Consider the following 12,442-nt stretch of genomic DNA (forward strand, 5'->3'; position numbering starts at 1 on the left):
CGCATCGCCAAGCTGCCGATGCCCGTCATCGCAGCTTTGGACGGCTATTGCCTGGGCGGCGGTGCGGAGCTTGCCTACGCGGCAGATTTCCGCATCGGGACCCCAAGTGTGCGGATTGGCAACCCCGAAACAGGCCTGGGAATCCTTGCTGCGGCCGGTGCCAGTTGGCGGCTCAAGGAGCTTGTGGGCGAACCAAAAGCCAAGGAAATCCTCCTGGCCGGTACCGTGTTGCGGGCCGAGGAAGCGTTGCGGATCAGTTTGATCACCGAGATTCACGAGGCCCCTGAGCTCATGGAGGCCGCGCACAATCTGGCTGACAGGATCGGCCGCCAGGACCCCCTTGCGGTCCGCATTACCAAGTCGGTGTTCCACGCTCCAGCCGAAGCACACCCACTGATCGACACCCTTGCCCAGGGGATTCTGTTCGAATCCCAGGCCAAATTCGATCGAATGCAGGCTTTCCTCGATAAAAAGTCGGCGAAAGCTTCGCAAGATACTGACGCTCCCACGCAAGACAGGACCGAAAAATGACAGCAGTTCCCGCTATCCCCCACGTCGTTGGAGTCCTGGGCGGTGGCCGGATGGGTGCAGGCATCGCGCACGCGTTCCTCACCAAGGGCGCCACGGTGGTGGTGATTGAACGTGACCATGAGGCAGCGGCCGGGGCGCAGGGCCGCGTCGCGGAGGCTGTGGCGAAATCAGCTGCCCGCGGCACCCTTCACGGGAGCCCTGAGGAAGCGATGGCCCGCTTCAGCACCTCCACGGACTACGAATCGTTAATCCACTGCGGCCTCGTAGTAGAAGCCGTGCCCGAGGACTACGAGCTCAAAGTCACGGCACTGAAAGCCGTGGAGGAACACCTCTCCGCCGATGCCTACCTCGCGTCCAACACCTCATCCCTGTCCGTCACAGGGCTCGCCAACGAATTGCACCGCCCCGCAAACTTCGTGGGGCTGCACTTCTTTAACCCGGTGCCCGCCTCCACCCTCATCGAAGTGGTGCTGGCCAAAGAGACTTCGCCCGAACTCGCCCAAGCGGCGAAGAACTGGACCGTCGCACTCGGCAAGACCGCCGTCGTCGTTAATGACGCGCCCGGCTTCGCGTCCTCAAGGCTGGGCGTCGCTATTGCCTTGGAGGCAATGCGCATGGTCGAAGAGGGTGTGGCATCAGCGGAGGACATCGACGCCGCGATGGTCCTTGGGTACAAACACCCCACCGGGCCGCTCAAGACCACCGACATCGTGGGTTTGGATGTTCGTCTGGGCATCGCGGAGTACCTGCATTCCACGCTGGGTGACCGCTTCGCGCCACCACAAATACTCCGGGACAAAGTAGAACGCGGCGAACTAGGACGCAAAACCGGCAAAGGCTTCTTCACCTGGAACAACTAAGAACGCTGCGGGTCCTTGCACGACCAAGGGCCCGCAGCTTCGAGGGAGCATCTCAAGCGCTTCCGGGCCGAGGAACTGGTGCCCGCAACCTATACGCTCAACCCGACGGTAGTGGCCTGGTTGGAAGCAAAGGGCGGTACCTCAGCGAGGATCTCCCCCGCTGGGGTACCGCCAAAAAACCCGCATTGTGTGTTCCCGTCTCCGGCAAAAGCTGCCTAAAAGGTCCGGCCCCGCCAGTTGGGGCTACGCGGACCTTTTGGCCGCTATTGCAAGGCGCTATGCCGACATCGAGAGCGCCTTACGCTCGTCGGTCAGCCAACGCTTGAAACGCGCCGCTCGTTCCTTCATGCCGACAAGGACAACACCCACTGGTGCACCAGCTCGTCTATAGGCGACTGCGCATTCGGCGGAGAGGTCACCCTCGAGAATCTCGACTTCGTCAGCGAGCCCGAGCATTCCGTAAGACGTCAGGCGCACGTCGCCTTGATCCGACCAGAACCAAGGCATTAGGGCGACTGCCGGCGGAATGTCCCGGGTGACTCCGAGGTCGTAGAGAAGAGTTCGCGCTGCGAATCGGGCAGTGTCAATGGCTGTCTGCCAGTGCTCGATACGAAGTGGAGGGGCATTGAAGACCGGATTCGCGAAGCGCGCTGCATCGCCTACGGCAACGACACCCGGTCTGCCTCCTGCACGCATCTGAGCATCGCAGAGAATTCCGTTGGTGAGATCAAGACCGTTTCCATCGAGCCAGCCAGCGTTAGGTACGGATCCGATCGTTTCAAGGAGGATGTCAGCGGGAAGTCGTTGCCCGTTGTCGAGCACCACACCCTCAACCCGCCCGTTGCCCTCAGTCGCTAAAATCGTCCGCGACATATGGAAACGCACACCGATCGCCTCGTGTCTACGCTGAACTTCGCCGCCTACCATTTCTCCCAGAGGAACGAACATCGCGCAGGGGTCCATTGCGACCACGTCGACCTCACAGCCGAGTTTGCGGGCAGTCGCCGCCACCTCACATCCGATAAAGCCCGCTCCCAAGATGACAACGTGGGCACCAGGGACCAAGGCACTTCGAAGGGCAGCCGCATCTTCGAGCGTGCGAAGTACGGTTCGCCCCTGTACCGGGCCCGGTGCCGACAAACGTCGCGATGAAACTCCGGTTGCGGCCACGAGGCCGCTGAAGCTGAGCTCAGTACCCGTGGCCAAGGTCAGGACACGGGACTCGAGGTCGGCCTTCACCACAGGAGATCCTAGTAGCCAGTCGACATCGGCCACGCTGTCGCTAAGGGCGAAAGTCAAGTCCTCGCGTTCCATCGTCCCCCAGAGCAATTCCTTCGAGAGAGGCGGTCGGTTGTAGGGCATCTCCCGTTCGTCAGAAGCAACTACGATCCGGTCGGTCCACCCTCCGGCGCGGAGGTTCTCGGCCGTTCGAAGGCCGGCAAGGGCTCCTCCGGCGATGACAATAGTCATGGCATACCTACTAAGACGGCGGATAACGTCACGCCGTCGAGCGCTCCGCTTCCAGCCGGAGCGGAAGGGATATCAACACCAAACACTAGGACTCCTATCTACGCACTATGAGCGGCGTGAGGTCACATGGGGGTCGTTTCGCCCGATCACTAGCCCACCGCGTAGCGACTTCTGACGCCTGCTAGAAAGCTAGCATCAAGCAGCCAATCAAACAACTGGCCGGTTTATAAATCGCCTTGGCATTCATTGCGGCAAGTTGACGTCGATCAACATTTTCCGCCGATTGACAGGGATACGAAAGCGTCGAGCGTTCCCGTTGACAACCGGTCGGTTGGTTGAAATAATCAAATGGTTATTGCCATGGTCCTTAGTTCGAGGACGTTGAAATTGGCCACCGTCGAAAGGTGTCGCTGTGGATTCGCTCGCTTGCCTGTGGGGCATCAAAGCAAGCTTCAGGCGGTATCTCGCTATGCAGCCTGGTGCGGAGGCCACCGTTGGCGGTGGAGCTGCCTCCACGGCACGTAGTGAGTTCCTGTTCCCTGCGGCAGTCGGAGTCGATCTTCTCCCGCCCACCGGGCATGGCGAAATGAAGTTTGAGGGCGACGTTCAGTTCACTGCCCACGGCGGTTTGCTTAACGTCATACTCGCGGACCCGTGTATTCAACGCGGCGACGACCAGATCTTACTGAGTGTCATCACGGGACAATACTCCGGATCTGCAGGGAGCCAAACGGTTGTCGCCGAACTCGTTGAGCGGGTCGAAGTGGACGGCTCAATTACTTACGATGCGACGTTGGCGTCCTCTGGCGTCAAGGTCTTCGGCGGTGTCTACTCCGCTGGTGAACCTCTTGATGCGGTCCGAATCATACATAACCCCCTGTCAATAGCCACGCCGAGAGCAAAGAAGAACTAATGATGACCCAGACCACTTATGACATTCGCATCATCTTTGGATCGGAATCGGGTGGTGGCGAACTTACCGCAGAAGACATATCGGAGTCGCTCCCTGAAGGGTTCCAAGCGCGGATCGAAAGTATGGCTGACGTTGATGTCGCAACTCTGACCGACGGGGCTTTCCTCTTCGTCATTTGCTCAACATATGGGGAGGGCGAACTGCCCATGGGTGCGCAACCCTTTCACGATGCGCTCGAATCCGCGCGGCCCGATCTAAAGGGCTTGAGATACGCTGTTTTCGGCCGGGGCGACAAGACCTACCTCAAGACCTTCGCGCAAGGCAGTGTCATCATCGACAGCCTGCTCGCCGAGTTGGGCGCAGAACGCTTCGGTGACGTCTGCCATCACGACGCGAGCGACTGGAGCATCAGTGATGATCTCGCCATCGAGTGGGCCGCAGGGATCGTTAAGGGCTTCTTTATGGACGAAATATCAGCACAAACGGTCGCTGTCGGTCAGTCTGCGAAGGCCACCTAAGCGGCTGTTGCCTCTACGGAGGGTCCCTCCTGGCGCCGCACACCAGCATTCCAGCACAGGCGGTAGACCGGCGGCAGCGTTAAGGCTTCAACCGGGCTGTACGCACGAGACCTAGTTTCAGGAGCCGAACGCGCAGCCTAGGGGCAAGCCGATGGCAACACTCCTCGTAGCCGAACCAGCAGCAGGGTTAACGGCCCGCGCTGCCTCCTGCGAGTCATCCCTGACCATCAATACCGCCTTCTCCCGAGGCGAGAAGTCCGAACGGCGACGACGGGAACTGGATCTTTGCAGCCTGCCCGCAGCACAATCGGAGCGCTTCCGGAACCTCGAGCCGAGCGGATATGTCGTTAGTTGTGTCCCACTGGCCGGGCTGGTGTCCAGATCCACGATGGTAGTCATCCAGGGTTCGGACCCGGTCCGTGCTCTCGTTGACGGGTCCGGGAAATAGCGCACGGACCGGGAGCGATGCCCGTCAATGCCCAGGATCCGCGGACGATGTCTCTCGCACGCCCGCTCCTCGCAGGAATACCCCTCAGCGGCGGGAAGACCTCCCGCTGGCCTGCAGCGGCGGTGGTGGAGATAACGCGGTAGTCGGGCAGGCAGAAAAGAAGGGTCGCAGCTTCCGCTGCGACCCCGGAAGGCTCGCTCAAGATTCGTAGTGCTGTTCACATTGAATGCGAAACAAATACTCTTCCCGCCAGCGCCATGGGCCGATTGTCCTCAAGGACACGTACACCAGAGTCCTCGTCCCCCATGCGCCTTTGGCGGAACGCCGGCCCGGCACTCTGCGCGCCACACCGGCATACCGCCGTACAGGCTCCCTCAACCTAATAGCGAATTTGGGCCCAAGTATGATGCCGGCGCTCGACCGCTCCGCTGCATATTCTGCGCCTTCCGCAACAGTTCTAAGGCACTTTTGTCGTCAAGCTCTTGAGCTGGATCGAGGTGTCGGCAAGCTCCTCGGCGGTCGCTGGCGTGCCTTGCGCGACCAGGAGCTTCCCCTGCGCGAAGTCCGCTATTGAATTGATGCAGTCCAGAGCGACGACCCTGCCACCGCGAAGGTAGATGACACTGAATTTGGACTGCCCGGGCTCGCCTCGAAGGATTGCCTCGTCGTGGCCAGCCTGCAGACCCACCGTCTGCAGCCGGGTGTCGAATTGATGTGACCAGAACCACGGTGGAGTCATACCTTCGTTAGGCGTCGATAGAATCGCGCTCGCAACGGCCTTACCGTGCTCGACGGCGTTGGGCACGGATTCCAGACGAACGCGTATCCCACCGGCGAACGGACTCTTGTAGTTGGCGCAGTCCCCGACAGCGAAGATGTGAGGAACCGAGGTGCGGCAGTCACCATCTACCTCGACGCCGTTAGAGCAGACGACGCCGGCCGCTGCAAGCGGCTCGACATTCGGAATCAGACCGACACCGACGATAACCAAGTCGGCAGGCAAGATCTGGCCGTCGCTGAGTTGCACTCCTGCTACGTGGTCGTGTTCGCCGAGAATCTGTTCAACGCCCGAGCTAAGCAGAACTGTGGTGCCGGAAGCCCTGTGGAGGTCTGAGTAGAAGTCAGAGACCGCAGCACAGGTTACACGTGCCAGCAGGCGTTCCTGCACTTCGATAACAGTCACGCTAACACCTCGCTGAACGAGCGCTGCCGCAGCTTCCAGGCCTATGTAACCTCCACCGATGATAACGGCGTTCCGTGCACCAACGAGGCTCCCCCGCAACCGCTCAGCGTCAGCGTGATTGCGCAAGCTAAAGACGCCGGAAAGGTCTGCTCCCGGTACGGTGAGCCTCCGCGCCCGCCCGCCGGCCGCCCAGACGAGGTGCGAGTAGCCGATCCGTAGACCCACACCAGTCAGGACCTCGTGCGCTTCGACATCGACAGATTCAACGGTCATACCGGAGATCAAGTCGATTGAGTTCTTTGTCCAGTAATCGGCGGACCTGAAGCGGAACTCTCCCACCTCTGCATCGCCGCGGAGGTACGCCTTCGAAAGCGGCGGTCGCTCATATGGCAATTCGTTCTCTGCGTCCACTATTGCTATGGAACCGCTGAATCCACCCTGGCGAAGAGACATTGCTGTCTGCACTCCGGCTTGCCCGGCACCGACGATAAGCACATCGTAGGACCGGGGTCCGCCAGCAGAAGACTCCCCGCTCATTGGTGATCAGAGATTCGCGAGGTAAAGCCATGCATGTCGGGGTGGACGCGGATCTGGCACGCGAGCCGGCTCTCGGGCCTCACATCATCCATCATGGAAAGCAACTCACGCTCGCCCTCCGATTGCGGGGCGACCCGGTCGCTCCACTCGTTGGAAACGTATATGTGGCACGTTCCGCAGGTGAGTTCCCCGCCGCATTCTCCAACGATCCCAGGCACGTCGTTTTGGAGGGCCGCCCGCATGAGGGATTCACCGTCCGTGGCGTTTACTGTGTGCTCGGTGTCATCGACTGACACATACGTGATCTGCGTCATTATTATGTCCTCATCGTTTGGGCCGTCGCACGTTCTCTGGCCGCCTGGAGGCGAGCACGTCCCGGCGAGCTGGCGGTGGGGTCACGCAATCGCTTGCGCTTGAGTACCCTTAGTCTACCATTCATTTGGTTGATTAGACCCGTGGCGCGGGTAGGGATTGGCGGCAGTCGGTCACCTTGGCTAGTCCCGACGCCGGCGAAGAACCTGGCCTGGGCTCTTTCCCTTGAGAGCGGACGGCGCCGCCCAGAATCCCACAATGGGGCAGGATCACAGGGCCCCAAGCTGAAGGCCCCCGAAGGCTAGTGGGCTTGCCCGCGGCTGGGTGATCCGGCTCGTCGCGGACCTACTACGCGGTGGCCGGTCCCTGAAAGAACAGCGGCGCGGAGCTGATCGCTCCGCGCCGGTGTTCCGCACGAAATACTACATACAGGCAGAGAGAAACTTCCGCCCTATCCGACGCTCCTCTCGGCAGGCACGCCTGACATTGCACGGAGCGACTCTCGAATATCGGTAGCCAGGAGTTGTGGCTGTTCCAACGCCGGGAAATGACCGCCCTTCGCTTGCGGAGTCCACCGCACAACGTTGTAATGATGCTCCGCCACCCGCCGCGTTGCGCGATAGAGCTCGTGCGGAAAGATTGCCACGGCAACGGGCGACTCGACCCGCTCTGATGAGGGACCCATCATCCCTGCGGCGCCGGTCTCGAAGTAGAGCCGGCCCGACGACCCACCGGTCGCGGTGACCCAATACGTCATGATGTTGGCCAGGATCTCATCCTTGCTGAGTACTGACTCAAGGACGCCGCCATTGTCAGTCCAAGTGTTGAGCTTCTCGACGATCCATGCCGCGAGTCCAACCGGGGAGTCGACCAGCGAATAGGCGATAGTCTGTGGTTTGGTCGCCTGCAGTGCCAAATAGCCCGTTTCTACCATGTTGTATACGGCCTGGTCGGCAGCCAATTGCGCCTCTTCCGCCGTCGGGTCGCCATCCTCCGGCCGAAGGCCACCTGTAACCAGGAACGTAACATGTAGTCCAGCAACCCGGTCGGGATGACGAACTGACAACTGACCCGCGAGCACCGAGCCGAAATCGCCGCCATGGGCAAAGAACGTGTCGTAGCCAAGTCCCGTCATGAGCTCAGCGAACGCGTCGGCGATCCTGCCCGGATGCCAGCCGGCCTCAGTCGTCGGCCCACTGAAGGCAAAACCCGGAACCGACGGGATGACAAGATCGAAAGCGTCCTCGGCACGCCCGCCGTGCGCAACCGGATTGCTTAGTGGTCCTATTACCTTCAGGAACTCCAGCGGAGAACTGGGCCAGCCGTGCAGTAGCAACAGTGGCTTAGCTTCAGCTTCCGGCGACTTCACATGAAGGAAGTGGACATGCTGCCCATCGATGATCGTGGTGAACTGCGGGAAGGCGTTGAACCGCTTCTCGAAGGCGCGCCAGTCGAAATGGTCCTTCCAATACGTTACGAGTTCCCGCAGGTAGCCGAGATCCGCGCCGTAGGTCCAGCCGGAGCCGGGGATAGCGTCGGGCCAGCGGGTGCCTGCGAGACGACGATCCAGATCAGCAAGGACCTCGTCGGAAACGTCGACACTAAAGGGTCGGAACTCCATCATCACTGTCCCCTCTCAAACGTTGCTTGAAACATCAGAGCGGCGAAGGGATCCGAGACGATCCCAGTCCCCGAGCACACGATCCCGGAGAGCCTCGTCGCCCAGCCATTCTGTAGACCGCACCATGTTGATCGTCTCCATGAACTTGAGCGAAATCGACTCGTCCTCTGTTGCGAGGGCGATCACGCGGTCGGCGTACTCGGATTCCGGTGACTTGGACGACTCCTGGGTTACACCGTTGATTTCCACCCCCGGGATGCCGTAATCAGAAGTAGTTGAGAACATCCAGGACGGCTCAATGACGGCCTGAAGATCGTTCTGGAAGCGCTCGGCGAAACCATCCAGACCCGATTCCGGCGCGGAATCTTGAAGGAAGTCCGTGAGCGAAGAGTCCAGCGTTCGTGCGCCGCGTGCCGCGACGGTCATCCCCTGTCCGTAAATGGGGTTGAAAGCTGCCGCCGCATCACCGACGACCACGAAGTTCTCGGGACGCTCTTTAAGGTTTGACCAGTCACGGAGCCGGTTGGAGGTGTTCTGCCAGGCCTCGATGCCGCTCACCCGGCCGTACTGCTCGATCAGATCTCGGAACTCTGACGAACCAAAACTGGAGATGAAGTCAAGGAAACCCTCGACGTCGCTCGGCGGCAAGTCACCGGCGCACCCCTGCGCTGTGACGACCATGAGGTTATCCTCCTGGCGCCACATGGATGCGCCGCGCGTTGCCGCGTAGCCTTCGCCGCTGACGGTGGGCCCGACGTAAAGGGCAGTCCACCCCGGGTCAAAGCCCTCCGGTACGCGAACATAGGTAGTGGCATAGCCCCACCGTGCGTTGATGACCGTCTCGACAGGCTTCGCGTAACCGGCCTCAGCAAACCAATCGGGGGCGATTGACGGGCGCCCGCTCGCGTCCACGATGAGGTCGGCGCGAATGACTCGGAGCTCTTTGGTGTCGAGGTCCTCAACTTCAACGCCGACAGCCCTGCCGTCCTCGATGACGAGGCCCTTCGCGGGAGTACGCTGTATGTACGTCACGTTGCCTAGTTTGGCAGCGCGGCCCCGGAGATACCACTCAAGGTAGCGTCGCGTGCCAAGCAGGATGCGCATGTCGGAAGAGTGCCTCGGAAACCAGCCAAACTTCGACCCATACCGGAAGACCGCGGTCGGATCGGCATACGGCACACCGACTGCCGTCAGATCATCGGTTAGCCCGGGAAATATCGCCTCAAGGTCCAGCCTGCCGCCCGCGCTAAGGATGTGGAATTGACCCGAGTGGGGTACGCCCCGTCGTTTAGTGGCTTCGGCTGGGAGAGTGTCGCGATCAATGACGATCACCTCTCCGAACCTGGTCGAGAGCGCCGCCGCGGCGCTGGAGCCCGCGACGCTTGCACCGATGACGACGGCCGTGCCGAGTCCTCGGGTGGAGACGTTTTGATCTGAGGTCATGAGTATCGGAATCCTTTCGTATGCCGGGCGGCATTGCCCGGCCTGTTGTCTGGACGTCATTCCGTCGCCCGCACAGGCCCGACTAACGTCCACTAATGTTACCAACCGGCCGATCGTTTGACATCGGCTAACCGGTATTTTTCTTATGAATTACTCGCCAAGGGAGTCCTTGGAGGTCCTGGGGCGCAAGACGGAGGGCGCGCAGCTGGTGGGGTTGCGCGGCGCGACCGGACCACCTGCACGCGCAACTCTTGGCTTAAGGCGCCGAATTTGCCGCCGCGAGGGCAGCCCGATAACCGAACACCATTGCTGCTCCAATGGTTGCACCGGCCGCAGGGTAGGAGTCCCCGAGCATGGACGCCGTGGCATTGCCAACCGCATAAAGCCCCGGGATCGTCGTGCCGTCTTCACGCAGCACCCTGCCGTCGCAGTCGGTGATCGCGCCACCCTTTGTCCCGAGGTCCCCTAGCCCGATCTTAATGGCGTAGAACGGCGCGGACTCTATCGTCCCGAGCGTTGGGTTCGGCTTCTGACGCGGATCACTGTAGTGCCGCTCAAAGGCGCTGTAGCCGCGGTTGAAGTCCTCGTCGATGCCGGTCTTGGCAAACCCGTTAAAGCGATCAACAGTAGTGCGGAGGGCCCGAGGATCGAGACCAATTTTGTTGGCAAGCTCCTCGATGGTGTCCGCGCGAATCAGGAAGCCTCCATCGATCGCCGACTGGGGAGTCACGCCGGGGGGCATATAGGCGAATGGGTATGAGCGGCGATGCTGACTATCGATGATCTGCCACGACGGCAGGGCAGGAACCGTCTTGTTGCGCTCCTCCATCGCTGCACCGAACTCAAGGTATCCGGTGGATTCACTCACGAAACGCTGAGCGGTCGAATCGACAACAATCGCGTGGGGATGCGATCGTTCCCAGATATTGAACCGCGTCACACCCTTGTCATCGATCATCGTCGGCATCCACCAAGCGAGGTCCATCTGCGCTGTCTCCGCACCAAGTTCAGTCACCCACTGGTAGAAATCTCCGTCGGCACCTTCAGGAACGAGGCTCCAGTTGAGGTCAACGGGGCCCTGCTGGAACTCCTGGCGCATGCCCGTGTTCCGCGAGAAGCCTCCTGAAGCAATCAGTACACCCCGGCTGGCGCCGATCCGCATCTTCTTGCCGTTATGGTCCGCCACGACCCCGACGACGCTCCCGCCTTCGACGATCAGCTCGCCTACAGGGCTGGAGGGCCAGACCTGGACCCCCCGGTCCAACGTGATCTTCAGCAGTTGACCGATGAGCGACTGTCCCACGGCAGCCGTGTGCCGGCCGATGATCTTCTGAATGAATGACCGAAGGCCAACCTTGCCGGCTGTATAGAAGCCACGAATTGTTCGCCGAATCATCAAAAAGTCGCGGGCTTCGGTGTTATACAACACAAGCCCCGGCATGCCTTGGGCTCCGCGGACACGCTGCTCCCAAGGCCCAAGCGTCCTCATGTCGAAGCTGTCCACCTCCAAAGAGCGCCCCTTGACATCGCCCTTGGGCAACGATGAATAGTACTCGGGATACGGAATCATGACCCGCCAGCGCATGCCCTCGGCTTCGAGGAACTGGACCATTTCCGGACCACTATCGAGGAATGCCAACCGAAGGTCCATGCTCGTCGCCGGCGTCTCCGGTCCGACTGCAGCATTCATATAGGTGAGCGCGTCCTGGCGGCTATCGCCTTGTCCTGCCCGGTGGAGTAAGTGGTTATTTGGAATCCACACAGCACCACCTGAAATGGCGGAAGTGCCACCGACCTTATCGGTCTTTTCCAGGATCAGCGTCTTCATTCCCTGCTTGCGGGCTGCAATGGCTGCGGCGAAGGCTCCAGCTCCCGAACCGATCACCACGAAATCAAAGTTTGCGTCGAACACAATGTCTCCTCTCTGAGACTGGCTACCATGCGCTGTAATCCAAATTGAATCGCCTCAGCCACTTTCGCGAGGTTTCATCTACCAACTGTATGGTAGATTCGCTTGTCGCTAAGCGCAAGCACCTTGGCCGGATTCTTCTTGATGGCGTCCCCGTGGCCCACGCTGTCTACCGCAAAACGACAAGAACAGGTTCAGGCGAAGCTGCCTGTATCGAACCAATGCTCAAAGGAAGCCCGTTGAGCATCGGCGACGTATTCGACCCGCGCCCCGGGCACGCTGGCCGACCGCGCATAGATGATGGATACAGAACCGTCCTCCTCGCGGAAGACAGCATCCACGGGATCGCCGGCTTCCTCCAATGCTCGTAAGCGCCCAGTGGGGTCGGGCTCCCAAATTCCCAAGTGATGCAACCCAAGGAAGTCCTTCCCATAGATGCCCACGCCCGTACTTTCTATAACCTCCAGCCGGAACGGAGAGTCGATCGTATAGGCAATCCACAGATCCATCGGGCCTCTGGATCCGCTAACGCGGTCCTCCATGTCCTGAGCTTTCACCTGGGTGGGTTCGTTGAATCGGTATCCGAGACGTTCTTCGAGATCTCGGATGCCCTCGCGGATGTCGGCAACGATGAATCCGGCATGATATGGCATCTGCAACATAGTGTTCCCATCAATTGTTTGTTGGATTGAAGAAC

At 60.4% G+C, this 12,442-nt stretch carries 12 protein-coding genes; 5 read left to right on the forward strand and 7 right to left on the reverse strand.

Annotated elements, in window-relative coordinates:
* On the forward strand, nt 1–531 hold a 531-nt coding region (locus ACFX4T_RS15570), incomplete at its 5' end, for an enoyl-CoA hydratase/isomerase family protein (RefSeq protein WP_377652625.1).
* Nucleotides 528–1,391: a 3-hydroxyacyl-CoA dehydrogenase family protein gene (locus tag ACFX4T_RS15575; RefSeq protein ID WP_223948936.1), complete on the forward strand. Its 864-nt coding sequence runs from the start codon at nt 528–530 to the stop codon at nt 1,389–1,391. The genes ACFX4T_RS15570 and ACFX4T_RS15575, both read left to right, overlap by 4 nt.
* A gap of 276 nt (nt 1,392–1,667) precedes the next feature.
* Here the strand turns inward: ACFX4T_RS15575 and ACFX4T_RS15580 are convergent, their stop codons facing one another.
* Complete coding sequence (locus ACFX4T_RS15580) at nt 1,668–2,861, reverse strand: NAD(P)/FAD-dependent oxidoreductase (protein ID WP_223948935.1); 1,194 nt, start codon at nt 2,859–2,861, stop codon at nt 1,668–1,670.
* A 412-nt stretch (nt 2,862–3,273) separates the two neighbouring features.
* Here ACFX4T_RS15580 and ACFX4T_RS15585 point away from each other — a divergent pair, with 412 nt between their 5' ends.
* From ACFX4T_RS15585 to ACFX4T_RS15595, 3 genes are all read left to right on the forward strand, one after another.
* The gene (locus ACFX4T_RS15585) at nt 3,274–3,774 is read left to right on the forward strand and encodes an HtaA domain-containing protein (RefSeq protein ID WP_223948934.1); all 501 of its coding nucleotides are present in this window, start codon (nt 3,274–3,276) and stop codon (nt 3,772–3,774) included.
* A complete protein-coding gene (locus ACFX4T_RS15590) occupies nt 3,774–4,292 on the forward strand; it encodes a flavodoxin domain-containing protein (RefSeq protein WP_223948933.1) in 519 nt (172 codons plus the stop codon). The genes ACFX4T_RS15585 and ACFX4T_RS15590 overlap by 1 nt, the downstream gene beginning before the upstream one ends.
* Nucleotides 4,293–4,443: 151 nt before the next feature.
* Nucleotides 4,444–4,740: a hypothetical protein gene (locus tag ACFX4T_RS15595; RefSeq protein WP_223948932.1), complete on the forward strand. Its 297-nt coding sequence runs from the start codon at nt 4,444–4,446 to the stop codon at nt 4,738–4,740.
* A gap of 457 nt (nt 4,741–5,197) precedes the next feature.
* Here the strand turns inward: ACFX4T_RS15595 and ACFX4T_RS15600 are convergent, their stop codons facing one another.
* The 6 genes from ACFX4T_RS15600 to ACFX4T_RS15625 all read right to left on the reverse strand — a co-directional run bounded on the left by ACFX4T_RS15600 (nt 5,198) and on the right by ACFX4T_RS15625 (nt 12,398).
* Nucleotides 5,198–6,460, reverse strand: a complete 1,263-nt coding sequence (locus ACFX4T_RS15600) for an NAD(P)/FAD-dependent oxidoreductase (RefSeq protein WP_223948931.1) — start codon at nt 6,458–6,460, stop codon at nt 5,198–5,200.
* Complete coding sequence (locus tag ACFX4T_RS15605) at nt 6,457–6,774, reverse strand: 2Fe-2S iron-sulfur cluster-binding protein (protein WP_223948930.1); 318 nt, start codon at nt 6,772–6,774, stop codon at nt 6,457–6,459. The genes ACFX4T_RS15600 and ACFX4T_RS15605 overlap by 4 nt, the downstream gene beginning before the upstream one ends.
* 449 nt (nt 6,775–7,223) lie before the next feature.
* Nucleotides 7,224–8,396 (reverse strand): epoxide hydrolase family protein, encoded by a 1,173-nt coding sequence (locus ACFX4T_RS15610; protein ID WP_223948929.1) that lies wholly within the window; start codon nt 8,394–8,396, stop codon nt 7,224–7,226.
* A 12-nt stretch (nt 8,397–8,408) separates the two neighbouring features.
* Nucleotides 8,409–9,836, reverse strand: coding sequence for an NAD(P)/FAD-dependent oxidoreductase (locus ACFX4T_RS15615; RefSeq protein WP_223948928.1), 1,428 nt, complete (start codon nt 9,834–9,836; stop codon nt 8,409–8,411).
* 256 nt (nt 9,837–10,092) lie between these two features.
* Nucleotides 10,093–11,748 (reverse strand): FAD-binding protein, encoded by a 1,656-nt coding sequence (locus ACFX4T_RS15620; protein WP_223948927.1) that lies wholly within the window; start codon nt 11,746–11,748, stop codon nt 10,093–10,095.
* Between the two features lie 191 nt (nt 11,749–11,939).
* Entirely contained in the window at nt 11,940–12,398 is a 459-nt protein-coding gene (locus tag ACFX4T_RS15625) for a VOC family protein (RefSeq protein ID WP_216923366.1), read from the reverse strand.
* Nucleotides 12,399–12,442 lie beyond the last annotated feature (44 nt).

This window comes from Paenarthrobacter sp. YIM B13468 (assembly GCF_042788025.1).
Taxonomy (GTDB): domain Bacteria; phylum Actinomycetota; class Actinomycetes; order Actinomycetales; family Micrococcaceae; genus Arthrobacter; species Arthrobacter aromaticivorans.